The sequence below is a fragment of the Bradyrhizobium manausense genome (assembly GCF_018131105.1).
Classification (GTDB): Bacteria; Pseudomonadota; Alphaproteobacteria; order Rhizobiales; family Xanthobacteraceae; genus Bradyrhizobium; species Bradyrhizobium manausense_B.
Window position 1 is genome coordinate 4,043,262 of the sequence record NZ_JAFCJI010000001.1, and the last position, 22,295, is coordinate 4,065,556.

The 22,295-nt window shown below is 64.3% G+C and carries 24 protein-coding genes; 9 read left to right on the forward strand and 15 right to left on the reverse strand.

Annotated elements, in window-relative coordinates; all coding sequences use genetic code 11:
- Positions 1 to 3: 3 nt before the first annotated feature.
- From xth to JQ631_RS19340, 12 genes are all read right to left on the reverse strand, one after another.
- The gene (xth, locus tag JQ631_RS19285) at positions 4 to 819 is read right to left on the reverse strand and encodes an exodeoxyribonuclease III (protein ID WP_212328239.1); all 816 of its coding nucleotides are present in this window, start codon (positions 817 to 819) and stop codon (positions 4 to 6) included.
- A 78-nt stretch (positions 820 to 897) separates the two neighbouring features.
- Positions 898 to 1,656, reverse strand: a complete 759-nt coding sequence (locus tag JQ631_RS19290) for an outer membrane lipoprotein carrier protein LolA (RefSeq protein ID WP_212328240.1) — start codon at positions 1,654 to 1,656, stop codon at positions 898 to 900.
- Between the two features lie 152 nt (positions 1,657 to 1,808).
- Entirely contained in the window at positions 1,809 to 4,292 is a 2,484-nt protein-coding gene (locus JQ631_RS19295) for a DNA translocase FtsK (protein WP_212328241.1), read from the reverse strand.
- A gap of 9 nt (positions 4,293 to 4,301) precedes the next feature.
- Entirely contained in the window at positions 4,302 to 5,516 is a 1,215-nt protein-coding gene (locus JQ631_RS19300; RefSeq protein ID WP_212328242.1) for an aminotransferase class I/II-fold pyridoxal phosphate-dependent enzyme, read from the reverse strand.
- Between the two features lie 240 nt (positions 5,517 to 5,756).
- Positions 5,757 to 6,161: a GFA family protein gene (locus JQ631_RS19305; RefSeq protein ID WP_212328243.1), complete on the reverse strand. Its 405-nt coding sequence runs from the start codon at positions 6,159 to 6,161 to the stop codon at positions 5,757 to 5,759.
- A gap of 202 nt (positions 6,162 to 6,363) precedes the next feature.
- Positions 6,364 to 7,812 carry an ammonium transporter gene (locus JQ631_RS19310; RefSeq protein WP_212328244.1) on the reverse strand — a complete coding sequence of 483 codons (1,449 nt, stop codon included), beginning with the start codon at positions 7,810 to 7,812 and terminating at the stop codon, positions 6,364 to 6,366.
- Positions 7,813 to 7,850: 38 nt separating this feature from the next.
- A complete protein-coding gene (locus tag JQ631_RS19315) occupies positions 7,851 to 8,189 on the reverse strand; it encodes a P-II family nitrogen regulator (RefSeq protein ID WP_212328245.1) in 339 nt (112 codons plus the stop codon).
- 324 nt (positions 8,190 to 8,513) lie between these two features.
- Positions 8,514 to 9,122: an ATP-dependent Clp protease proteolytic subunit gene (locus tag JQ631_RS19320; RefSeq protein ID WP_212328246.1), complete on the reverse strand. Its 609-nt coding sequence runs from the start codon at positions 9,120 to 9,122 to the stop codon at positions 8,514 to 8,516.
- 41 nt (positions 9,123 to 9,163) lie between these two features.
- Positions 9,164 to 9,520: an SRPBCC family protein gene (locus tag JQ631_RS19325; RefSeq protein ID WP_212328247.1), complete on the reverse strand. Its 357-nt coding sequence runs from the start codon at positions 9,518 to 9,520 to the stop codon at positions 9,164 to 9,166.
- Positions 9,521 to 9,532: 12 nt separating this feature from the next.
- The gene (locus JQ631_RS19330; RefSeq protein ID WP_212328248.1) at positions 9,533 to 9,847 is read right to left on the reverse strand and encodes an ArsR/SmtB family transcription factor; all 315 of its coding nucleotides are present in this window, start codon (positions 9,845 to 9,847) and stop codon (positions 9,533 to 9,535) included.
- Between the two features lie 42 nt (positions 9,848 to 9,889).
- Positions 9,890 to 11,191, reverse strand: a complete 1,302-nt coding sequence (locus JQ631_RS19335) for an ammonium transporter (protein ID WP_212328249.1) — start codon at positions 11,189 to 11,191, stop codon at positions 9,890 to 9,892.
- Between the two features lie 70 nt (positions 11,192 to 11,261).
- Positions 11,262 to 11,600 carry a P-II family nitrogen regulator gene (locus JQ631_RS19340; protein ID WP_027535359.1) on the reverse strand — a complete coding sequence of 113 codons (339 nt, stop codon included), beginning with the start codon at positions 11,598 to 11,600 and terminating at the stop codon, positions 11,262 to 11,264.
- 245 nt (positions 11,601 to 11,845) lie between these two features.
- On the opposite strand from JQ631_RS19340, the gene JQ631_RS19345 reads away from it, so the two are divergent.
- On the forward strand, positions 11,846 to 12,751 hold the full coding sequence (locus JQ631_RS19345; RefSeq protein WP_212328250.1) for a DUF4339 domain-containing protein: 906 nt from the start codon (positions 11,846 to 11,848) through the stop codon (positions 12,749 to 12,751).
- Between the two features lie 47 nt (positions 12,752 to 12,798).
- On the opposite strand, the gene tesB is transcribed toward JQ631_RS19345, so the two are convergent.
- Positions 12,799 to 13,662 (reverse strand): acyl-CoA thioesterase II, encoded by an 864-nt coding sequence (gene tesB / locus JQ631_RS19350; RefSeq protein WP_212328251.1) that lies wholly within the window; start codon positions 13,660 to 13,662, stop codon positions 12,799 to 12,801.
- Between the two features lie 140 nt (positions 13,663 to 13,802).
- Between tesB and JQ631_RS19355 the strand changes: the two genes are divergently transcribed.
- Positions 13,803 to 15,023: a ubiquinone biosynthesis hydroxylase gene (locus JQ631_RS19355; RefSeq protein WP_212328252.1), complete on the forward strand. Its 1,221-nt coding sequence runs from the start codon at positions 13,803 to 13,805 to the stop codon at positions 15,021 to 15,023.
- 98 nt (positions 15,024 to 15,121) lie between these two features.
- On the opposite strand, the gene JQ631_RS19360 is transcribed toward JQ631_RS19355, so the two are convergent.
- A complete protein-coding gene (locus JQ631_RS19360; protein WP_212328253.1) occupies positions 15,122 to 15,319 on the reverse strand; it encodes a Trm112 family protein in 198 nt (65 codons plus the stop codon).
- 69 nt (positions 15,320 to 15,388) lie between these two features.
- The gene (locus JQ631_RS19365; RefSeq protein ID WP_212328254.1) at positions 15,389 to 15,919 is read right to left on the reverse strand and encodes a TetR/AcrR family transcriptional regulator; all 531 of its coding nucleotides are present in this window, start codon (positions 15,917 to 15,919) and stop codon (positions 15,389 to 15,391) included.
- A 90-nt stretch (positions 15,920 to 16,009) separates the two neighbouring features.
- Here JQ631_RS19365 and JQ631_RS19370 point away from each other — a divergent pair, with 90 nt between their 5' ends.
- From JQ631_RS19370 to JQ631_RS19400, 7 genes are all read left to right on the forward strand, one after another.
- The gene (locus tag JQ631_RS19370; RefSeq protein ID WP_212328255.1) at positions 16,010 to 16,360 is read left to right on the forward strand and encodes a hypothetical protein; all 351 of its coding nucleotides are present in this window, start codon (positions 16,010 to 16,012) and stop codon (positions 16,358 to 16,360) included.
- Positions 16,361 to 16,401: 41 nt separating this feature from the next.
- Positions 16,402 to 17,205, forward strand: coding sequence for a crotonase/enoyl-CoA hydratase family protein (locus tag JQ631_RS19375; RefSeq protein WP_212328256.1), 804 nt, complete (start codon positions 16,402 to 16,404; stop codon positions 17,203 to 17,205).
- Positions 17,202 to 17,675 (forward strand): PaaI family thioesterase, encoded by a 474-nt coding sequence (locus JQ631_RS19380; RefSeq protein ID WP_212328257.1) that lies wholly within the window; start codon positions 17,202 to 17,204, stop codon positions 17,673 to 17,675. The genes JQ631_RS19375 and JQ631_RS19380 overlap by 4 nt, the downstream gene beginning before the upstream one ends.
- Before the next feature lie 3 nt (positions 17,676 to 17,678).
- A complete protein-coding gene (locus JQ631_RS19385) occupies positions 17,679 to 18,491 on the forward strand; it encodes an SDR family oxidoreductase (RefSeq protein ID WP_212328258.1) in 813 nt (270 codons plus the stop codon).
- 210 nt (positions 18,492 to 18,701) lie between these two features.
- On the forward strand, positions 18,702 to 18,980 hold the full coding sequence (locus JQ631_RS19390; RefSeq protein WP_212328259.1) for a PepSY domain-containing protein: 279 nt from the start codon (positions 18,702 to 18,704) through the stop codon (positions 18,978 to 18,980).
- Between the two features lie 9 nt (positions 18,981 to 18,989).
- The gene (locus tag JQ631_RS19395) at positions 18,990 to 19,571 is read left to right on the forward strand and encodes a cytochrome b/b6 domain-containing protein (RefSeq protein ID WP_212328260.1); all 582 of its coding nucleotides are present in this window, start codon (positions 18,990 to 18,992) and stop codon (positions 19,569 to 19,571) included.
- Between the two features lie 210 nt (positions 19,572 to 19,781).
- A complete protein-coding gene (locus JQ631_RS19400) occupies positions 19,782 to 22,283 on the forward strand; it encodes an EAL domain-containing protein (RefSeq protein WP_212328261.1) in 2,502 nt (833 codons plus the stop codon).
- Positions 22,284 to 22,295: the final 12 nt, after the last annotated feature.

Genomic DNA, 22,295 nt, shown 5'->3' on the forward strand with positions numbered 1-22,295 from the left:
ACGTCAAACGTCCAGGGTCACCGTGACAGGCACATGGTCCGACGGCCGCTCCCAGCTGCGGGCATCGCGCAGAATCCTGAAATCCTGCACCGCATCCTTCAGTGCGCGCGAGACCCAGATGTGGTCGAGCCGCCGGCCGCGGTCGCCGACGGTCCAGTCTGCGGAGCGATAGCTCCACCAGGTGTAGACCTTTTCCGACATCGGAATGCGGTCGCGCGCGACGTCGACCCATTCGCCGGCTTCGAGCGCGGCCTTCAGCTTCTCGGTTTCGACAGGTGTGTGCGAGACCACTTTGAGAAGCTGCTTGTGCGACCACACGTCGTTCTCGTGCGGCGCGACGTTGAGGTCACCGACCAGGATGTGGCGGTCCTCTCCGCGCGGATGCAGCGGCTCGCAGGCCTTCATCTCGTCGAGGAAGCGAAGCTTGTGGTCGAATTTCTCGTTCAACGCGGGATCGGGGATGTCGCCGCCGGCGGGCACGTAGAAATTATGCACGACCAGCGGCTTTGCGATGCTGGCTTTCTCGCCGAACGAAACCGAGATGTGGCGCGAATCCACCTTGTCGCAGAAGGTGCGGATGTCGGTCGACTCGAACGGAATCTTCGAGACGATGGCGACGCCGTGATAGCCCTTCTGCCCGTTCAGCGCGACGTGCTCGTAGCCGAGCCGCTTGAAGCGCTTCAGCGGAAACGCGTCGTCGATGCACTTGGTCTCCTGGAGACACAGCACGTCCGGCCGCGCGCTCTTGAGAAACTTCGCGACCAGATCGATGCGCAGCCGCACCGAGTTGATGTTCCAGGTTGTCAGGGAAAGACGCATGAGGAATGCGTCTTAGCAAGCTCTCGGAGGGTGGGCAAAGGCGCAAAGCGCCGTGCCCACCGTCTTTTCGAATTGGACCTAGCCCGGCGACGGGATGTTGTAATTGGTGAAGTCGATCTTGAACATGTTGGGATCGAGCTTCTTGCTCGCATCGAGATTGTAGACTGCGACCGTGGTGTCGTAGCCCTGCGGGTCAGTGACGGTCCATTGCTTCAGCTGACCGTCCTTGGCGCCGATCATCAGCAGCAGGCGGCTGGTACCGACCAGGGCCTGCTTCTCTTCGATGGTCACGCTGATGAAGAGATCGTCGGCGGTGACGTTGACGACGTTGGTATCCTTCATCAGGTCGATGCGGTCGGACAACAGGAAGCGCAGCGGCGTCTGCGACAGCGGATAGACGTCCTGCGTCGCCAGCTTGCGGTCGCGCACCACCACCGAGGATCCGTCGGCGATGATGTCGATCGGGCTCGGCGGATCATATTCGAAGCGGACCTTGCCCGGCTTCTGGATGTAGAAATCGCCCTGCGTCTTGCTGCCGTCGGGGCCGACCTGGACGAAATTGCCGACCAGCGTCGACAGCGACGACAGGTAGGCGCTGACCTTGGCGGCCTGCGCTTTCTGGTTCGCATCGAACGTCTGGAAGATGCTGCTCGGCACGTTGCGGCGCGGATCGGGAATGACCGGATTCGGTGGCGCCTGGGTTGCGCCCGTGATCGACGGTCCTGCCGCGGGCGCGGCATTGTCGCGGCCCTTCGGCGCCGGCTTCGGCACGGGCACGTTCTGCGCAAACGACGCTGCGGTCACCATCGCGGCGGTGACGAGAAGCACGCCCGCCACGCGCGCGCACCGCGCGGCGAGAGGGGCAGCGAATCCAATGTTCGGATGTCTGGTCAACGCGTCGTCCTGTGTGGCTGGGCGTCGTTTTAGCGTGATTTCGGGCAAAAGCAGAGATCGATTTTGCGTGAAAAGAGCATTCCGAGGCTGATGCCTCACATGTGGCTGTCTTCTTCCTCGACCAGAATCTCGCGCTTGCCGGCGTGATTGGCGGGTCCGACAATGCCTTCCAGTTCCATGCGCTCCATCAGCGATGCGGCGCGGTTATAGCCGATTTGCAGGCGCCGCTGGATGTAGCTGGTCGAGGCCTTGCGGTCACGTTTGACGATCGCAACGGCCTGCTGGAACAGATCGCCGCCGCCATCCGCGCCCATTCCACTGGCGTCGAACACGGCGCCGCCATCCTCGTCCTCGGTCGGCTCTTCGGCCGTGACGGCTTCCAGATATTCCGGCTGACCCTGTGTCTTGAGGTGGCGCACCACCTTCTCGACCTCATCGTCGGACGCGAAAGGTCCGTGCACGCGGCTGATGCGGCCGCCGCCGGCCATGTAGAGCATGTCGCCCTGGCCGAGCAGCTGCTCGGCGCCCATCTCGCCCAAAATGGTGCGGCTGTCGATCTTTGAGGTGACCTGGAAGGCGATGCGGGTCGGGAAGTTCGCCTTGATGGTGCCGGTGATGACGTCCACCGACGGGCGCTGCGTCGCGAGGATTACGTGCAGGCCAGCAGCGCGCGCCATCTGCGCGAGGCGCTGCACCGCGCCTTCGATGTCCTTGCCGGCGACCATCATCAGGTCGGCCATTTCGTCGACGATGATGACGATGTAGGGAAGCGGATCGAGCGAGAGCTTCTCTTCCTCGTAGATCGCCTTGCCGTTTTCCTTGTCGAAGCCGGTATGCACGGTGCGCGTCGGCTCTTCGCCCTTGGCTTTCAATTCGCCCAGGCGCGTGTTGTAGCCGTCGATGTTGCGCACACCGAGCTTGGCCATGTTCTTGTAGCGCTCTTCCATCTCGCGCACGGCCCATTTCAACGCGACCACCGCCTTCTTCGGATCGGTCACGACGGGGGTGAGCAGATGGGGGATGCCGTCGTAGACGGACAGTTCGAGCATCTTCGGATCGACCATGATCAAACGGCACTGATCGGGGCGCAGCCGGTAGACCAGGCTCAGGATCATGGTGTTGATCGCAACCGACTTGCCCGAGCCGGTGGTGCCGGCGATCAGCATGTGCGGTGTGCGTGCGAGGTCGATGATGACGGGATCGCCGCCAATGGTCTTGCCGAGGCACAGCGGCAGTTTCGCCACCGTGTCGACGGTTTCCTTGGCGACCAGCAGTTCGCGCAGATAGACTTTTTCGCGATGCGCGTTCGGCAGCTCGATGCCGATGGCATTGCGGCCGGGGACGACGGCGACGCGCGCCGACAGCGCGCTCATCGAACGCGCGATGTCGTCGGCAAGACCGATCACGCGCGACGACTTGATGCCGGGGGCAGGCTCCAGCTCGTACAGTGTGACGACGGGGCCCGGATTGGCTTTCACGATCTCGCCGCGGACGCCGAAGTCCTGCAGCACGCCCTCGAGCGAACGCGAATTGGCCTCCAGCTCGGCCTTGCTGAGCGGCTGCCGATCGCCGGCCTTGGGCGCAGCCAGCACGGATACGGACGGAAGCTCGAACTTGTCGGAGGATTTCCTGGAAGCGGCTTTCGGTGCAGCCTTCTTGCGTGGCGCACGTGCGACCGGCTCTTCCTCTTCTTCCTCCTCCTCTTCCTCTGCTTCCTCGTGCTCGTCTTCGTAGTCCTCGTCCTCGGACTGCGGCGAGATCGAAGGCGCGGCGCGGCCGCCGCCAAGATTGGGCTCCTGCCTGCTGAACGATACCGGCTTGGCCTTCGGTCCGCTCGAGACCAGCGAGCGATAGGCCGCACCGAACAGCCAGATCAGTCGCGCCTTGGTGCTCATTAGCGCGTGGAACAGCCAGCCCAGCGACACCGAACCGCGATCGCTCTCCTCGTCTTCATCGAGCGGCTTGTCGTCGTCCTCGATCTCCGCGAGCTCGTCGTCATGCGCGCGCGCGCCGAGTCCGCACGCGATCAGGAAGGTCGCGGCCAGCGCGACGAACAGGATGGCGCCGAGCACCATGCGATAGATCGCGCCGGGCGGTCCGAAGATTACCGCGGGTGCGCGCACCAGCGCATCGCCGACCACGCCGCCGAGCCCGGTCGGCAGCGGCCAGGCGCCGCCATGCGGCCAGCAGCTGACGAAGCCGGCCGTGATCACCGTGCAGAGAATCCAGGAGCCGAGCCGCAGCGCCTCGCGATCGAACGGACGGTGGGTCATCATGCGCCAACCCCACACCGCGACGGTGAGGATCAGCATGATCGCGCCGAGCCCGAGGATCTGCATCGCGAGGTCGGCGCCGATGGCGCCGGCATAGCCGAGGATGTTGTGGATCGGCCGCGAGGTCGCGTGGCTGAGGCTCGGGTCCTGCACCGACCAGGTCATCAGCGCGGCGGATGCGACGCCCGAGAGCGTGACCAGACCGAGACCGGTGAGCTCGCGCACGCGCCGGCTCAGCGCCTCGCGGATCGAGGGCGGCAGATGGCCGACCAGGGGAATCACACGTTCGATCGTCGACATGCTCATGGGCCCCGCCTAACCCAGAGTTTCGACCAGCCGGTGCAGCGCCTGCGCCGTGGTCTCACCATCCTGAACCAGCGCGAGGCGAATGTAGCCCGCACCGGGATTGAAGCCATCGGGCTGAAGCCGCGCCAGATAGGAGCCGGGCACCACGCGCACGCCGGCTTCCTTGAAAAGCTTGAGAGTCACCGAGACATCGTCGCCGATCTCGGACGTGTTGAGCCAGACGCAGAAGCCGGCGTCGGGCCGGCGATAGCCGTAGCGATTTCCGATGATCTGGTCGGCGAGATCGAACTTGATCCGGTAGAGTCTGCGGTTCTCCTCGACATGCGCTTCGTCGCCATAGGCAACGGTCGCGACATGCTGGAGCGGCACCGGCACCTGAGGTGCCGCGATGTTGCGCAGCTCCAGGAACATGCCGATAAATGTCTTGTCGCCGGCGGCGAAGCCGACGCGCAGGCCCGGCAGGTTGGAGCGCTTCGACAGCGACTGGAACGCAGCCACGCGGGTGAAATCGGGGCCCGCGCATTCGAGCGCGCTGCCCGGTGCCTCGCGGGTGTAGATCTCGGAGTAGCACTCGTCGCTGAGGATCATGAAGTTATAGCGATCGGCGAGGCTCTTCAGGCGCGTGAAATAATCGCGTGAAGCAACTGAGCCCTGCGGATTGGCGGGCGAGGCAAGGTAGAACGCCACGGTGCGCGCGAGCGTCGCCTCGTCGATGGCGTCGAGATCGGGAAGGAAGCCGTTGTCGACGGTGGTCGGCAGATAGACCTGCTCGCAGGCCGCGGCACCGGCGCCGGCGCCATAGACCGGATAGAACGGGTTCGGCATCAGGATCGCGGGCTTGCCGGGCTTCGGCCCGACATAGCGCGCGGCAGCAATCGCGGCGAGGAACAGCCCTTCCCGGCTGCCATTGAGGACCAGAATCTCGCTCTTGGGGTCGAGCGGTCGCGGCAGCCTGAAGCGCGACGATAGCCAGGTGCTCGCTGCCTGGCGGAACGGCTCCATGCCCTGGTTCATCGGGTAGCGCCCGAAATCGGCAATGTGCTTGGCCAGCACCGGGCCGACGAAGTCAGGTACCGGATGCTGGGGCTCGCCGACAGCGAGCGAAATCAAGGGCTTGCCGGGCTGATGCGGCGCCAGCAGCTCGTTCAGCCGGACGAAGGGCGAGCGTTCGTTGTTGGAGCTTCCACTGGCCTGCGGCGCACGGGTTGAAGCGGTCATGACCATTCTGGGCGCCAGTACTCTCGGAACAGCCGGTCGCGCGCGGGCGCCGGCGGGAAAGCGGTTCAGTTCACCATAGATAGGGCGAGGTTAAGACGCGATTAACCATCGGCCGGCCGGCCCGTCCAGAGCGGGAATAATGAGGCCGGATAACAACGGGATGCATGGGCTGCAGAGCCGGGCCGGTTCCTCGACCTCTCCCGGCGCGTAAGCGCCGGGAGAGGGAGTTCACTCCCGCGATGCCGTTCAATGCCCCGGCAGCTTGTCGAACGTCGTCATGCCTGCCGGGATCGCGTGGAACTCCTGCTTGTCGCAGGTGTAGATCGCCATCTGCGGATGGAATTGTTCTGGTTCGTCCAGCGTGCCGACCTTCACGATCGCGGCCGGCAGTCCCGGCACCTTGGTCACCAGATGGGTGCCGCACTCGGCGCAGAATTCCCGCGTCACGGCGCGGGCGAGGTCCTTGCGCGTGAATTGCTTGGGCTGTCCGGTGATGTAGGTGAAGCCGCCCGCCGGCATCGCGATGAAGGTGTTGGGCGCGCCGCCCGAGATGTACTGGCACTCGCGGCAGTGACATTGGGCCTGCATCATCGGATCGCCCTCGGCCACATAGCGCACTTCGCCGCAATAGCATCCGCCTTCCAAACGCATGACGACCTCCCGGCTTGTTGTTCTTGAGGTCATCATTTCTGCGCCGGCAATCCGGAATGGCAATCCTTTTCTTCTGTGTGCGGCCAAAAGAAAGGGGCTCCAACTTGCGCTGGAGCCCCTCAACGGTCAGGGCATTGCCGGGTATGTGCCCGAACCGTAGGTGTGGACGCGATCCCGAAGAAGATCGCGCCCGGGAGAACAGTTACATGTTGTAGGCGCGCTCGGTGTGGTCGGTGATGTCAAGACCTTCACGCTCGCTCTCGACATTGGCGCGGAGGCCGACGATCACATCGACGACCTTGTAGAGGATCGCCGAACCGACGCCGGACCACACCAGCGTGGTGCAGACGGCTTCGATCTGGGAGAGCATCTGCGCGGCGAAGTCGTAATCGGCAACCTTGGGCGGGATCGCGGTGTAGTCCATGATGCCCGCACCACCGAGCGCCGGATTGACCAGGATGCCGGTGCCGAGGGCACCGATGATGCCGCCGACGCAGTGCACGCCGAACACGTCGAGCGAGTCGTCGTAGCCGAGCGCGTTCTTCACGACGGTGCAGAAGAACAGGCAGGCCACGCCGACCACGAGGCCGAGGGCGATCGCACCCATCACGCCGGAGTAGCCGGCGGCAGGCGTGACGGCCACGAGGCCCGCGACAGCGCCTGAGATGATGCCGAGCACCGACGGATGGCCCTTCATGATCCACTCCGCGAACATCCACGACAGCGCGGCGGCTGCGGTGGCGACGAAGGAGTTGGTCATGGCGAGGGCTGCGCCACCGTTGGCCTCGAGGTTGGAGCCGGCATTGAAGCCGAACCAGCCGACCCAGAGCAGCGAGGCGCCGATCATCGACATCGTCAGCGAGTGCGGAGCCATCAGCTCCTTGCCGTAACCGACGCGCTTGCCGATCAGGAGAGCGCCGACGAGGCCTGCGATGCCGGCGTTGATGTGCACCACGGTGCCACCGGCGAAGTCGATCGCGCCCTTCTTGAAGATCCAGCCGGCGTCGGCGTTGATCTCGTCGAGCTTGGCCTGGGCCGCGGTCTTCGCCGCCGCATCAGTCGCGGCAGCCAGAGCCTTGGCAGCGTCCTGGATCGCGTCCGGGCCGGGCCAGTACCAGACCATGTGCGCGATCGGGAAGTAGATCAGCGTGACCCAGAGCGGGATGAACAGGGCGATTGCCGAGAATTTCATGCGCTCGGCGAAGGCGCCGACGATGAGGGCGGGCGTGATTGCCGCGAAGGTCATCTGGAAGCACATGTAAATGAGCTCCGAGATGTTGGCATCGACCGAGAAGGTCGCGACCTTCGAATCGGTGGTGACGCCCATCATGAAGGCCTTGGAGAAGCCGCCGATGAAGTCGGAGCCGCCGGTGAAGGCGAGGCTGTAGCCGTACACGGCCCAGATCACGGTGACGACGCAGACGGTGTAGAATACCTGCATCAGAACCGAGAGCATGTTCTTGGAGCGAACGAGGCCGCCGTAGAACAGCGCGAGGCCCGGGATGGTCATCAACAGCACGAGCACCGTCGATGTCAGCATCCAGGCGTTGTCTCCCTTGTTGACCGTCGGCTCGGCATAGGCTGCGGTCGCAGCGAACAGGCCGACTGCGAGAGCCGCCAGTCCCGCGCCATAGGGACGCTTGAACGTCATTTCATTTACTCCTGATTGGATTTTGGTTGAGCGCGAAATCAAAGGGCCGCGGCGTCGGCCTCGCCGGTGCGGATGCGAACCGCGTGATCGAGATTGATGACGAAGATCTTGCCGTCACCGATCTGTCCGGTCTTCGCGGCAGACGTGATCGCGTCGATGGTCTTGTCGACCTGCTCGGAGGCAACGGCGACTTCGATCTTGATCTTGGGCAGGAAGCTCACGGCATATTCGGCGCCGCGGTAGATTTCCGTGTGGCCCTTCTGACGGCCATATCCCTTGACTTCCGTCACCGTGAGACCGTGAACGCCAATGGCGGTCAGGGCGTCACGGACTTCTTCCAGCTTGAATGGCTTGATAACCGCCATAACAATTTTCATGGGTCCTATCCCCGCTTGGCCCGGTCCGGACATGGCCGGGCACTTCTCGACTGGTTCGCCACGAGGGAGAAAGTTCACTACGCGGGCACAGCCGGACCCTTTAGAATCAAATGCCGTGCCAGATCGGCCTGCGTGCCTAACGCGTTATGAAAACGGAGCTTTTTGCGGGTGACGGGTGTTCCGCTGCAGTGCGCTAATACGTCGCGCTTAATCCATGATCATGCCTGATCAAAAAGCAGGCATGACAGGCTGCCGACACAATTGCTGCTCAAGCGTCGGGCAATCATAGGGTATCTGATGACGGAGAGCGCCTGTCGGCGGCTCTCACTGCTGGGCGGCTTCGCGCTCTGCAAAAACCCGGTCGACGAGGCCCCATTCGACCGCCTGCTGCGCGGTCATGAAGTGGTCGCGGTCCAGGGTCCGTTCGACCTCTTCTTCGGTCCGTCCGCAATGCTGCGCGTAGAGCCTGGTAATGCGGCGCTTGGTCTCCTGCATCTCGTTGGCGTGGATCAGGATGTCGGAGGCCTGGCCCTGGAAGCCGCCGAGCGGCTGATGCACGTGAAGGCTGGCATTGGGCAGGGCTGCGCGGTGACCGGCCTCGCCGGCCATCAGCAGGAACGAGCCCATCGAGCGCGCGGTGCCCATGCACAGCGTGTGCACCGGCGCCTTGATGAACTGCATGGTGTCGTACATGGCGAGACCAGAGGTGACCACGCCGCCATAGGAATTGATGTAGAGATTGATCGGCCTGTTCGGATTCTCCGCCTCCAGGAACAGCAGCTGCGCGCAGACGAGGCCAGACATCGCGTCATTGACCTCGCCGTTGAGGAAGATGATGCGCTCGCGCAGCAGTCGCGAATAGATATCGAAGGATCGTTCTCCGCGCGCGGATTGTTCGACGACCATAGGGACGAGCTGAAGCATGTCGCGCATCGGCGACCTCCATGTCTGCAGGTGATGAAGTTCGTGTGCTGCTAGGCTGCTGCGCGCATCAGGCAGCAATTGCTGTTGGCCGGCTGCGGCAGCTTCGTGCTGACCTCGCAGGCCTGCTGGATGATGCGAAAGCGGGTGCCGCCTGACACGTTCGGCTCGATCCGGAAGATGACGTGGCTCTCGCGAAACGGCGGTTCGGAATCGCGCATCCGGTAGCGCACCTCTTTGCCCGGGATCGATGTTTCAGGTTCGGCGCCCGCAAGGTCGCAATCCGGCAGCCAGCGCTCGCGAAATTCCGGAATGGTCACGGCGCGCCAGACTTTTGTCGGCGGTGCATCGAAATCGAATTCGAGCACCAGCTTTGTATCGGGGCGATCAGGCTTTATGGCATCGCTCATTGATCCAGATCCTTACTGATCCATGTCGTTCAAGAGATCGGCGAGTGCTTCCATGCGCTTCGGCCAGTAGGCGCGGTAGCGCGCAAGCCAGGCCCCGATGGCGACGATTCCGTCGGGATCGACTTCGTAATTCACAAAGCGGCCCTGCCGCTGCTCGCGCACGAGGCCTGCCGCACGCAGCACGGACAGATGCTGCGACATCGCCGGTTGGCTGATCTCCAATCCGTCGCGCAAGGCGCTGGCATTCAGGCTTCCGCCAGCGAGCTTCTCAAAGACTTTTCGGCGCGTCGGGTCGGCCAGCGCCTTGAAGATGTCAGCTTCGATCATGGCAACACATAAGCACGTGCTTATGTGTTGCGCAAGCCCCGATTATTGCAGCGCTTCGCCATGCTGGGTGATGTCGAGACCCTCGAGCTCCTGCTCGCGCGAGACGCGCAACGGCACGAACAGGCCGACCAGCTTGAGCAGGACAAAGCTCACGCCCGCCGACCAGACAAAGGTGACGGCGATACCGTAGAACTGGATCAGTAATTGCTGCGGATGGCCCTCGAGCAGGCCGGCGGTGCCGCCGATCGCGCTGGTCGCGAACACGCCGGCGAGCAGCGTGCCGGTCAGTCCGCCGATGCCGTGGACGCCGAACACGTCGAGCGAGTCGTCATAGTTGAAGCGGTGCTTCAGCCAAGTACAGGCCCAGTAGCAAATCCCGCCGGCGGCGATGCCGATGACGACGCCATGCCACGGCGCCACGAAGCCCGAGGCCGGCGTGATGGTGCCGAGGCCGGCGACAGCGCCCGAGATCATGCCGAGCACGGACGGCTTGCGCCGTGTCGACCATTCGATCGCGCCCCAGGTCAGCGCGCCGGAGCAGGCCGCGAGATGCGTTGCGATGATCGCCATTACCGCGCGCGAATTGGCCGCGCCCGCCGAGCCGCCGTTGAAGCCGAACCAGCCGACCCACAACAGGCCCGTGCCTATCACCGCGAGCGACAGATCGAACGGCGACAGGTTTTCGCTGCCGTAGCCGTGACGCCGTCCCATCACTTTTGCCGCGACGAGACCGCCGGTGCCGGCCGACAGGTGCACGACGAGGCCGCCGGCGAAATCCAGCACGCCCGTGCTGTTGAGGAAGCCGCCGCCCCACACCCAGTGCGCCAGCGGAATGTAGACGAAGATGAACCAGGCCGCCGAGAACAGGAGATAGGCGGAGAACCGCATCCGGTCGGCGACGGAGCCTGCGACCAGCGCCACCGTGATGATCGCGAACGTCATCTGGTACAGCATGAACAGCGCTTCCGGAATCGTCTTCGCCGCCGGATTGACGCTGTCCATGGTCATGCCGGCGAGGAACCAGCGGTCGAGCGAGCCGATCCACGGACCGTCGCCGACGAAGCAGAGCGAATAACCGAACGCGACCCAGAGAATGGAGATCATCGCCACCGCAGCGAGGCTCTGCGCCATGGTCGCGAGCACGTTCTTCTTGCGCACCATGCCGGAGTAGAACAGCGCGAGCCCCGGGATCGTCATCATCAGCACCAGCGCCGTGGCGACGATCATCCAGGCGGTGTCGGCGGCGCTGATTTCGGAGGCCGCGGCGCGCGCCGGCGAAGCCATGACGGACACAAATCCGATCGGCGCAGCCATAGCGGCCACGCGGCGCAACAATCCCGCCATGTCATTTCCCCCCGGCATAGTGATGGCATCGCACGTGCGGCGTCGTTGCCCGTGCGATCGAAAGACGTGTCTAGAGCGCGTCGCTGTCGGTCTCGCCGGTGCGGATGCGCAAGGCGTGGTCGATCGGCGTGACGAAGATCTTGCCGTCGCCGATCTGCCCGGTGCGGGCCGAGGCGGTGATCACGCCGACCGCCTTGTCGGCGATGTCGGAGGCAACCGCGATCTCGATGCGCAGCTTCGGCAGGAAGTTCACGACATATTCCGCGCCGCGATAGATCTCGGTGTGGCCCTTCTGGCGGCCGTAGCCCTTCACCTCGGTCACAGTCATGCCGTGGACGCCGATCGCCGTCAGCGCTTGGCGGACTTCATCGAGCTTGAAGGGTTTGATGATCGCGACGACGAGTTTCATGGTTAGGCCTATTCCCCGGGGATGCGCCCGCCGTATGTCCCCGGCGCTGCGTCAATCTGGCATCTTTCCGGGCAAATGGCACAAAAAACTTGCAGATTGAAGCGGAAAAACGTTTGGCCAAGGATGGTCATGTGAACGGCCACCTCTGTACAGGCCAAGCGTTCATCCGCCACAATGCATTTTTGGCATGGATGCGGTGAACCCGCGCCGGCCGAGCGGTACATAAGTATTTTGGGGGGCGCATCATGGCGAATTGGTTCTACGCATCCGAGGGCAAGCAGCAGGGGCCCTATCCGGAGGGGCAATTCCGCGACCTGATCGCGCAAGGCGTCGTTCGTCCCGATACGCTGGTGTGGTCCGAGGGCATGGCCGGCTGGCAGAAGGCCGCCGAAATTCCCGGTCTGGTCTCGGGTGGCGGCGCGCCGCCGATCATTCCCGCCGGTGGCCCGCCGATGATGGGCGGCGGAGGCTATGCCGGTGGCGGCTACGCCGGTGCCGGGAGTGCTGCGGGCGGATCGCTGTCGATCGATTTCGGCATCGTCGACTTCATCTGGCGCACGCTCGTGCTGCTGATCGGCTCGTGCTTCATCATCCCGATTCCGTGGCTGTTCGTCTGGTACACGCAATGGATCGTGTCCTGCGTGAACGTTCCGGGACGGCCGAACCTCTCCTTCACCGGCACCGCGATGACGATCGTGCCCTGGTTCTTCGGCTTCTTCGTTCTGGCCGTCGTCGTCGGCTACACCGGCATCCAGGTGCTGAACCTCGTGCTCTTTATCGTCGAGATCGTCCTCTACTGGATGCTGATCAAGTGGATGGTGTCGAACATCGCCTCCAACGGGCAGCCGCTCGGGCTCAGCTTCACCGGCTCGATCGTGGGCTATATCGGCTGGAACCTGCTGTTCGCGATCTCCATGATCACCATCATCGGATGGGCCTGGGTCGCCGCCGCCCAGCTGCGCTGGATCTACCGCAATATCCAGGGCACGCGTCGCGAAATCATCTTCAAAGGCAGCGGGCTCGGGATTCTCTGGCGCGGAATCGTGGCTGCGATCCTGTGCAGCCTGATCATCCCGATTCCGTGGGTCTACCGCTGGATCATGAACTGGTTCGCATCCCAGACTGAACTCGCACCGCGCAGCGCGATGTAAGCGCGATCAGAACATCTCAAGCGCGAGTGAACTCGCGCTTGAGATCATCAGCTGCGCCGCTCGCGCACGGAGCCTTCCTGCGCGACGGAGGCGACCAGCGTGCCGTCGGGCTTGAAGATCGAGCCACGGGTCAGGCCGCGGCCGCCTTGCGCGCTCGGCGAATCCTGCGCGTAGAGCAGCCATTCGTCGGCGCGGAACGGGCGGTGAAACCACATCGCGTGGTCGAGGCTCGCCGGCATCATCCGCTTGTCGAACAGCGTGCGGCCATAGCGCGCCATGATCGCATCCAGCAGCGAGAAGTCCGACGCATAGGCCAGCGCGCACATGTGCAGCGCCGGATCGTCGGGCAGCGTGGCCGCGGTCTTGATCCAGACATGGATGCGGCCGTCCTCGATCTTCTGACCGAAGTAACGGCCGAGCTCGACCGGGCGCAGCTCGATCGGCCGATCGGATTCGTAATAGCGGCGGATGAAATCAGGCATCTCGCGGAACATCGGCTGCTTCGCCACCTCCTCCGCCGTGAGCCTCTCCGGCGGCGGCACGTCAGGCATCGTCTCCTGATGGTCGAACGCGCTCTCCTCCCCGGCATGGAACGACACCATGATGGAGAAGATCGCGTTGCCATGCTGGATCGCGGTGACGCGGCGCGTCGAATAGCTCTTGCCGTCGCGCAGCCGCTCGACCTGGTAGATGATCGGGATCTGCGGATCGCCCGGCAGGATGAAATAGCAATGCAGCGAATGCGGCAGCCGGCCCTCGACGGTGCGGCAGGCCGCCACCATCGCCTGTCCGATCACCTGCCCGCCGAACACCCGCTGCCAGCTCGTCTTCGGGCTGTTGCCGCGGAACAAATTCACCTCGAGCTGCTCGAGGTCGAGGATCGAAATCAGATCGATCAGGCTTTTGGACATGGTGGTGCTTTCTTGCCGTCATTTCGGCGCGGGCTGTCGCCCCGGAATGACACAGTCGGGCCGTTCCGCCCTTGTTTCACCGCACTGTTTCGCCCACCTCAAGTCTGCTAGCAAGACCAAGAGTGAGCCAGGGATTTGGGATGTCGGCACAGGGTAGCATTGTCATCGGCGGCGGCGCATTTGCGGGCCTGGCGCTCGCGCTGGCGCTGCGCCAGGGGCTCGGCCCCGAGATCCCCGTCATTGTCGCCGATCCCGCGCTCGCCACGCGCCCGAGCCGCGATCCCCGCGCGACGGCGATCGTGGCCGCCTGCCGCCGCCTGTTCGAGGCGCTCGGGGCCTGGGACGACGTCAGCGCCGAGGCGCAGCCGATCCTCGACATGGTCGTCACCGATTCCAAGCTGGAGGACGCCACCCGTCCGGCGTTCTTGAATTTCGCCGGCGATGTCGCGCCGGGCGAGCCCTTCGCGCACATGATCGAGAACCGCCGCCTGATCGATGCGCTGGTCGTCCGCGCCGAGGCCGCCGGCATCGATCTCCGTGCGACGATTGTGGCGTCGTACGATGCGAGCGCCGCTGGCGTCGACGTGACGCTCGGCGATGGCAGCAAGATTGCCGCCAGTCTGTTGGTCGCGGCTGACGGCGCGCGGTCAAAACTGCGCGAGCGCGCCGGCATCGCCACTCATGGCTGGGAATACGACCAATCCGGCATCGTCGTCACCGTCGGCCACGAGCGCGATCACGAGGGCCGCGCCGAGGAGCATTTCTTGCCCGCGGGACCGTTTGCGATCCTGCCTCTGTCAGGCAAGCGCTCCTCGCTGGTGTGGACCGAGCGTCGCGCCGAGGCCGCGCGCATCATTGCGCTCAGCGACGAGGAATTTCACGGCGAGCTCGAGCAGCGTTTCGGCCTGCATCTCGGCGAGGTGAAAGCGCTCGACAAGCCGCGCGCGTTCCCGCTGTCGTATTTCGTCGCGCGCTCCTTCGTCGCCGAGCGCCTCGCGCTGGTCGGCGATTCCGCGCACGTCATCCACCCGATTGCAGGGCAAGGCCTCAACATGGGGCTGAAGGATGTCGCTGCGCTAGCCGAGGTCGTGGTCGATGCCGCGCGGCTCGGCATGGATCTCGGCGGCGCCGACGTGCTCGAGCGCTACCAGCGCTGGCGCCGCTTCGACACCATGGCGATGGGCGTCGCCACCAACTCGCTGAACTTCCTGTTCTCGAACCAGTCGACCTTGCTGCGCACGGTGCGCGACATCGGCCTCGGCATCGTCGACCGCACGCCGCCGCTGAAGAACCTCTTTATCCGCCAGGCGGCGGGTCTGACGGGAGAAATTCCGCGGTTGTTGAAGGGCGAGGCGCTGTAAGGCGGTCGCCTTAAGCGTCGCACGCGCCACGTTATGCGTCCCCGCGTTCGCGGGGGCAACAGGAGAGTGTGTAGCGCAGCCATCGCGCTACGAATTCCTCAATCGATCTTCCGCGCCTCTTCCGGCAGCATGATCGGGATGCCGTCGCGGATCGGATAAGCGAGCTTGGCGCTGCGCGAGATCAGCTCCTGCCCGGCTGAGTCGAATTCCAGCGGACCCTTGGTCAGCGGGCAGACCAGGATCTCCAGCAGCTTGGGATCGACGCTGTTTTCGGGACGTTCGGTCGGCGCGTTCATGAGGGTCTCCGGCGATCGGCTGCCTGTAGCACAGAAAATCGCCTCCGCCCATGGCGTCGGCGCGGGCGTTCAGGCGGAGACCATCTTCTGGATCTCGTCGAGCAGGAGCTGGAACCGCGTGGCTGGCACCGGCGCAGCCGAAAGCGCAAAGCCGAGAAAGGTCCAGTACAGGATCTGCGCGCGCGCCTGCGCGGCTGCTGCAGGGAATCCGCGTCGTTCCAGCAGCGCCTCGATATAATCAAGCCGGCGGCGGTCGATGGCGCGGACGGCCGCTTGCGCCGCCGGATCGAACGCCGCCCAGTTGCGCACCGCGCGCTCGAGATCGAGCCGGGCGCCAAAGGTCCGGCGCAGCAGCGCCTTCAGCGGCTCGTCGCTGTCGGCCTCGACGCGCGCAATGATCTCTTCGGCCGCGATCTCGCGCCAGCGCTTCAGCACGGCCGCGTGGAACGCGCCGAGATCGGCGAAATGCCAGTAGAAGCTGCCGCGCGAGACGCCCATGGCCTTGGCCAATGGATCGGCCTTCAGCGCGGTAAAGCCGCTTTTGGTGAGCGCCTTGATGCCCTGGTTGATCCAGTCATCGGCGGAGAGCTGCTCGGTCATGTCGGGTTCCGGTGTCCGGCCATACACTAGTGTATTGACAGGCGGCAGGCCAGCGTCTATCTCACCATACACAGATGTATGGAGAACTCGATGCGTGATCTCTTGCTCCAATGCGCCGGCGTCGGGGCCGTCATCGTGGCCCTCATCCATGGTATCCTCGGCGAGACCAAGGTCTTTGCCCGCGCCACCATCGAGCCGGAACGGCTCCGCACCCTGATCCGTCTGGTCTGGCAGGCCTCGACCGTGGCCTGGATCGGCTGCGGCGTGCTGCTGGTCGCGACGCCCTGGATGGAGTCAGGCACGGCGCGCCACTGGATCGTCATCACCATGGTCTGCGTGTTCGGTTTCTCCGCCTGCGCCAACGCATGGGCGACGCGCGGCCGGCATTTCGGCTGGATGGCGCTGAGCGTGGTCGTCGTGCTGGCGATCGCCGGCTACTGATCGCCGCGACGGCGAGCCACGCGTTCAAGCGGAGTGACGTCATGGAAGACCGTGTTCGACTGACCATCGCGGACGATGTGGCCCACGTCCGCCTGAATCGTCCGGACAAGATGAATGCCCTCGACCCCCCGATGTTCGAGGCGCTCATTGCCGCGGGCACGGAGGTCGGTGCGCGCAAGGATGTCCGCGCCGTCATTCTCTCCGGCGAAGGCCGGGCCTTCTGCGCAGGCCTCGATCTGGATCGACTTCTGGCGACAACGCGAGGCGAATCCCTGATCCCGACCGTCGACCTGACGCAGCGAAGCCGCGACATGGCGAACTATGCACAGCATCTGGTCTGGCTCTGGCGCGCGCTGCCGGTGCCTGTCATTGCCGCAGTCCATGGCGTCGCCTTCGGTGGGGGCTTCCAGCTCGCGCTTGGCGCGGACCTCCGCTATCTGGCGCCGACGACACAGCTTGCCGTGATCGAGGCCAAATGGGGTCTGGTGCCCGACATGGCGGGCACGCAATTGATGCGCCACCTCGCGCGCGAAGACGTCGTGCGCGAGCTGACCTATACCGGCCGTGTGTTTCCGGCGGACGAAGCGCTGGCCTATGGTTTCGCGACGGGGGTCGCCGACGATCCGCTGGCTTCGGCATTGAAGGTCGCACACGAGATCGCAAGCCGCAGCCCGGATGCCGTCCGTGCCGCCAAGCGTCTCCTCAATCTGGCCGCGACCTCGGACGTCGCCACCGGTCTTGCCGCCGAGACCGCCGAGCAGGCCGCGCTGCTCGGGACGCCCAATCACATCGAGGCGGTGAACAGCAATATCGAGAAGCGGCCACCACGATGGAGCTGCGCATGAGTACCCAAGTCTCGAATACCCAAGGTTCTGTTACGCAAGGCTTCGATCTCCAGACTCTCCGGGCCGTCAATTCGTCTGCCGCCTTCAACCGCATGGCCAGGTTCGATGTTGCTGCGGCCGGCGGTGGCGAGGTGACGATCCGGATGACATGGCACGACGAGTTCTCCCAATATTCCGGACACCTCCACGCCGGCATGATTGCAGCCCTGCTTGACACCGCCTGCGGCTTTGCCGCTGCGACACTGGTCGGCTCGGTCACTGCGTCGCACTTTGCGATGAACTGTCTCAGGCCGGCCACCGGCCGTCATTTCATCGCCAAGGGGTCGACAGTGCGCGCCGGGCGCCGACAGGTGTTCGCGCGTGCCGAGTTGTTAGCTGCCGATGAGCATGACCAAATGTCTCTCGTCGCAACCGGAGAAACCGTGCTCGTTCCTGTCGGCGGACCGTCGGGCAAGGCTGACGGGAGCTGAAGCATGACGCTGACGCTCGTCACCGGAGGCACAGGGCATCTCGGCCGCGACATCGTCGATCGTCTCGTCGGCGACAGGCGTCATGTCCGCCTGCTTGCGAGATCTGCAGGCACGCGCTCGGATGTCGAATGGGCGGTAGGCGATCTCGCCACGGGCGCCGGCTTGCGGGAGGCCTTGCACGGCGTCGACACGGTCATCAATGCGGCGACATATTCGCCGATCGCCCGGCGCGGGGGCGTTCGGCCGGTCGATTTCTTCAAATCGCCCGCCACCGTGGATGTCCAGGGAACGGAGCGCTTGCTGTCGCTCTGCGAGCAGCAATGCATCCGGCACTTTCTGCATGTGTCGATTGTCGGGCTCGATGAAGCCACGCTGCCCTACGCGAGGGTCAAGCTTGCCGGCGAGCGACTGGTTCGCGCCTCCGCGGTATCATGGTCGGTCGTTCGTGCGATGCCGTTCTATTACCTGCTCGACAGGATGCTTGCTGGCCTCGCCTGGCTTCCGCTGTGGCCGATGCCGATGACGCCCTTCAATCCCGTCGATACGAGCGATGTCGCCGATCACGTCGTGGCCTGCGCCTTCGACGGGATACGCGGCGAGCGCGCGCAGATTGGCGGGCCTGAAGACCTTAGCGTTGCCGTGCTGGCCGGCCAGTATCGGGATGCGCGCGGGCTGCATCGAAAAATCCTTCCGATACCGATGTCCGAGACAAGAGCGCGCGGCATGGGCTTTGTCGTCAGTCAGGGTGCGCGCGGGCGCCTTGCCTGGGCGGACTGGCTGCAACGCCGGTACGCCGGTTCTTGCGACGAAGCCTAGCGCAATTCGCGGCACACGCGGACGAATCCGGTCCGTGAGGCTTAAGGCCGCAGTGAGCTGCGAAACACGTATTGTGCGCGGAGCGCGCTGATGTTTTGGCTGCCGTTAGAATATCTCTAACACAGCGATAGTCTGCACCCCGATTGACTTCACCTCGTCCTTTGCTTCCTTCGGGCGCGCTTCGCGCACACGACAGAGGAGGAGATATCAGTGAGAGTCATTCGTGTTCTTGCCATCGCGCTGACGGTCGGGATCGGCATGGGGTCGACGGCGATGGCCGACGGCTTCAAGAACTGCACCAAGCTCGACAAGGCGTCGTGGAAGCCGGCCACCGAGGCTGAAGCCAAGGCCAAGGCCTTGGGCTATGAGGTGCGCCGTTCCAAGATCGAAGGCTCGTGCTATGAGGTCTATGGCGTCAAGGAAGGCAAGCTTTACGAGTTGTTCTACAGCCCTGAAGATCTCAGCCTGAAGCACACGATCGCCAAGTAAGGGCCCGGCTTGAACGACAAAGCAGTGCGAGACGCGCGCGGGGTGTCCAATCGGACCCCCGCGGATCGAACGGTCGCGGTCTGGGACCTTCCCCTCCGCCTCTGGCACTGGGTTCTCGCGGCGTGCGTCCTGGCCGCGTGGTTCACGCCGACCGTCTACGACAGTCTTCATCGCATCGTCGGCTATGCTGTCATCGGGCTTCTCGTCTTTCGCCTGATCTGGGGTTTCAGGGGCAGCCGCTATTCGCGCTTTCGCATGATCGGTGTCAGGCTTCGTGCCGCGCCATCCTACCTGTGGAATCTGCGCCGCGGCATCACCGGCCGCTATATCGGGCTCAATCCCGCCGGCACGTTGATGCTGGTGGCGCTGCTGCTGTCACTCGCCGTCTCCGCGATCACGGGCGCGCTGTCGGTGACAGTCACCTTCTTCGGCGTCTGGTGGATCGAGGACACCCACGCCTACGCATCGGACGCCGTCATCGTCCTCGTCGTGCTGCACATCGTCGGCGTGGTGGCGATGGGCCTGCTACAGCGCGAGAACCTGATCCGCGCCATGATTTCCGGACGGAAGCACATCCGTCGGCACCAATGAAATTAGGCCGCGCCACCGAGTCGCGGCCTCGCGCACCCGCGTAGTTTCACGGAAATTCTTACCAGGTTACCCGCAAGGAGCGCCGGCTGGCGTCATTGCCGCGCAACGTTTACCCCGCGATAGGCATGCAACTGGGCATTGCGGAAAATTAACGCGGAACAAGCCCGACCCGATCAATCCTCGGTAGCATTGACGAGGGAGCGGTAGTGCATGTTCCGCGTTTTTTCCTGCCTGACGGCCGAGCACGATTGGCGGCTCGTCGTGCTCGCTGGCCTGGTTTGCTTCGCTGCAAGCATCGTCGCCGTCAGCATCTTTCATCGCGCGATCGCGTCGCGCGCCTGGACGCGGCTGATCTGGATTGCGATCGCCGGAGCCGCCATCGGCTACGGAATCTGGGCGACGCACTTCGTCGCAATGCTTGCCTACGAGCCCGGCGTCTCGACCGGCTACGGCCTTGTCCTGACGGCGCTGTCGCTCGCCGCGGCGATGATTCTGACGTCGGTCGGGTTCGGAGTTGCCGTCAGCAATTCCGGCCGCTGGCGCGCAGCTGCCGGCGGCGGCATCATCGGCGCCGGCATCGCAAGCATGCACTATATCGGCATGTGGGCCCTCGAAGTGCCGGGTCGTGTGACCTGGTCGCCGGGGCTGGTGCTCGTCTCGATCTGCCTCGGCATGGTGCTTGGCTATGCGGCGCTTGCCGTGGCCATGGGCCGCAAGGACAAGCGGGGGACCCTCGCCGCGGCGCTGCTGCTGACGCTCGCCATCGTGTCGCATCATTTCACGGCCATGGGCGCCGTGCAGATCGTTCCCGACCCGACGCTGGAAAACGACACGTTGTCGCTTTCGCCGAACTTCCTCGCCGTTGCGATTGCGGGTGTGGCCCTGTCGGTGCTCGGGATGAGCTTCGTCGGCGTCCTGGCGGATCGTCGCCTCGCGACAAGAACCAGCAGATTCGAGGAAATCATCAGCGAACTTTCGCGCGCCAGGCAACAGGTGGAAGAGTCGCAACAGGAGATCCAGGACCAGAAGCTCAGGCTGGATACGGCCATCAACAACATGGTCGAGGCCTTGTGCATGTTCGATGCGGAGAAGCGGCTTGTCGTCTGCAACGAACGTTATGCCCGGCTCTACCGATTGCCGCCGGAGCTGCTGAGAACAGGGACCCCGCACGCCGACATCATCAGACATCGCGTCCTGACTGGCATCCTCAAGAGCGACACCAGCGAGGGCGCCGCCGCGCAATTCCTCTCGAAACTGGCCGCGCTGCCGTTCGATGCAGTATCGAGCAGAATCGACGAGTTCACGGACGGCCGGTTGATCTGCGTGACGCGGCAGCCAATGGCCGGGGGCGGATGGGTGGCCACGCATCTCGATGTTACCGAGCAACGCCGGTCCGAGGCCAAGATCGCTCATATGGCGCAACACGATGCGTTGACCGATTTGCCAAATCGCGTGCTGCTGCGGGAGCGGATGGAGCATGCACTTGCCGTCACGCGCAATGGCGGCCTCGATCTGGCGGTGCTCATGCTCGACCTCGACCGGTTCAAGGAGGTCAACGATACGCTGGGACATCCGGCGGGCGATTCCCTGTTGCGCGCCGTCGCCGCGCGTCTGCGCGAATGCACCACGGAGACCGCGTTGATTGCCCGATTGGGCGGCGATGAGTTCGCCGTGATCGATTACGTGACCAATCCGGCCGTTGAAGCGGCCGCCCTCGCCGAGAACATCAGAAAGGCGCTTTGCGAGCCCTTCGATCTCGACGATCATCGCGTCACGGTCGGCACCAGCATCGGCATTGCCATCGCGCCGCGCGATGGCGACGATTCAGACGTGCTCATGAAGGGCGCGGATCTCGCACTCTACTCGGCCAAGAGCGGTGGACGCGGTGCATTCCGCTTCTTCGAGCCGGAACTCGACGAGCTCATGCATGCGCGACGCAACCTCGAGCGCGACATGCGGGATGCGCTTGCCGGCGGCGAATTCGAGCTGCACTACCAGCCGTTCGTCAGTACCGCGACCGGTGAGCTCCGCGGGTTCGAAGCCCTGCTACGCTGGCATCACCCGCGGCGGGGCCTGGTCATGCCCGGCGAATTCATTCCGCTCGCGGAGGAGGCCGGCCTGATCGTGCCGCTGGGAGAATGGATCTTGCGGACCGCCTGCAGCGAAGCCGCCAAATGGCCCGCCCATCTCAGGATCGCGATCAACCTGTCCCCGGCCCAATTCAGGAGCAAGGAGCTGGTCCCTGTGATCGTCGGCGCACTGGCGAGTTCGGGAGTCGCGCCACACCGGCTCGAGCTCGAGGTGACCGAGACGGTCATCATGCACGACAGCGAAGCCGTCTTCGCAACACTTGGTCAACTGCGCGAGCTCGGCGTGCGAATCGCGCTGGACGACTTCGGCACCGGCTATTCATCGTTGAGCTTTCTGCAGAGATTCCCGTTCGACAAGATCAAGGTCGACCGCAGCTTCGTCAACGAGTTGTCCAGCGCGAGCGCGGATGCGCACCATCTCGCGCGAGCAGTCGTTCGTTTCGCGGTCAGCCTCGGCAAGACGACGACTGCCGAAGGCGTCGAGACGAAGGAGCAGCTCGATATCCTGCGTGAAGAAGGCTGCGCCGAAACGCAAGGCTATTTTTTCGGCCGGCCGATGCCTGCATCCGGCATCACGAAAATGCTGAGGCGAGGCATCCGGGCAGCCGTCCGCGCGGCGTGAACCCTCGCATCC

What these genes read in the sequence shown, in the direction of transcription:
- JQ631_RS19400 (WP_212328261.1), top strand. Translation starts at nt 19,782, where the DNA reads ATGTTCCGCGTTTTTTCCTGCCTGACGGCCGAGCACGATTGGCGGCTC.
- JQ631_RS19365 (WP_212328254.1), bottom strand. Translation starts at nt 15,919, where the DNA reads ATGACCGAGCAGCTCTCCGCCGATGACTGGATCAACCAGGGCATCAAG.
- JQ631_RS19355 (WP_212328252.1), top strand. Translation starts at nt 13,803, where the DNA reads ATGTCGGCACAGGGTAGCATTGTCATCGGCGGCGGCGCATTTGCGGGC.
- JQ631_RS19320 (WP_212328246.1), bottom strand. Translation starts at nt 9,122, where the DNA reads ATGCGCGACATGCTTCAGCTCGTCCCTATGGTCGTCGAACAATCCGCG.
- JQ631_RS19380 (WP_212328257.1), top strand. Translation starts at nt 17,202, where the DNA reads ATGAGTACCCAAGTCTCGAATACCCAAGGTTCTGTTACGCAAGGCTTC.
- xth (WP_212328239.1), bottom strand. Translation starts at nt 819, where the DNA reads ATGCGTCTTTCCCTGACAACCTGGAACATCAACTCGGTGCGGCTGCGC.
- JQ631_RS19335 (WP_212328249.1), bottom strand. Translation starts at nt 11,191, where the DNA reads ATGGCGGGATTGTTGCGCCGCGTGGCCGCTATGGCTGCGCCGATCGGA.
- JQ631_RS19295 (WP_212328241.1), bottom strand. Translation starts at nt 4,292, where the DNA reads ATGAGCATGTCGACGATCGAACGTGTGATTCCCCTGGTCGGCCATCTG.
- JQ631_RS19360 (WP_212328253.1), bottom strand. Translation starts at nt 15,319, where the DNA reads ATGAACGCGCCGACCGAACGTCCCGAAAACAGCGTCGATCCCAAGCTG.
- JQ631_RS19330 (WP_212328248.1), bottom strand. Translation starts at nt 9,847, where the DNA reads ATGATCGAAGCTGACATCTTCAAGGCGCTGGCCGACCCGACGCGCCGA.
- JQ631_RS19310 (WP_212328244.1), bottom strand. Translation starts at nt 7,812, where the DNA reads ATGACGTTCAAGCGTCCCTATGGCGCGGGACTGGCGGCTCTCGCAGTC.
- JQ631_RS19340 (WP_027535359.1), bottom strand. Translation starts at nt 11,600, where the DNA reads ATGAAACTCGTCGTCGCGATCATCAAACCCTTCAAGCTCGATGAAGTC.
- JQ631_RS19325 (WP_212328247.1), bottom strand. Translation starts at nt 9,520, where the DNA reads ATGAGCGATGCCATAAAGCCTGATCGCCCCGATACAAAGCTGGTGCTC.
- JQ631_RS19345 (WP_212328250.1), top strand. Translation starts at nt 11,846, where the DNA reads ATGGCGAATTGGTTCTACGCATCCGAGGGCAAGCAGCAGGGGCCCTAT.
- JQ631_RS19315 (WP_212328245.1), bottom strand. Translation starts at nt 8,189, where the DNA reads ATGAAAATTGTTATGGCGGTTATCAAGCCATTCAAGCTGGAAGAAGTC.
- JQ631_RS19305 (WP_212328243.1), bottom strand. Translation starts at nt 6,161, where the DNA reads ATGCGTTTGGAAGGCGGATGCTATTGCGGCGAAGTGCGCTATGTGGCC.
- JQ631_RS19375 (WP_212328256.1), top strand. Translation starts at nt 16,402, where the DNA reads ATGGAAGACCGTGTTCGACTGACCATCGCGGACGATGTGGCCCACGTC.
- tesB (WP_212328251.1), bottom strand. Translation starts at nt 13,662, where the DNA reads ATGTCCAAAAGCCTGATCGATCTGATTTCGATCCTCGACCTCGAGCAG.
- JQ631_RS19385 (WP_212328258.1), top strand. Translation starts at nt 17,679, where the DNA reads ATGACGCTGACGCTCGTCACCGGAGGCACAGGGCATCTCGGCCGCGAC.
- JQ631_RS19300 (WP_212328242.1), bottom strand. Translation starts at nt 5,516, where the DNA reads ATGGTCATGACCGCTTCAACCCGTGCGCCGCAGGCCAGTGGAAGCTCC.
- JQ631_RS19370 (WP_212328255.1), top strand. Translation starts at nt 16,010, where the DNA reads ATGCGTGATCTCTTGCTCCAATGCGCCGGCGTCGGGGCCGTCATCGTG.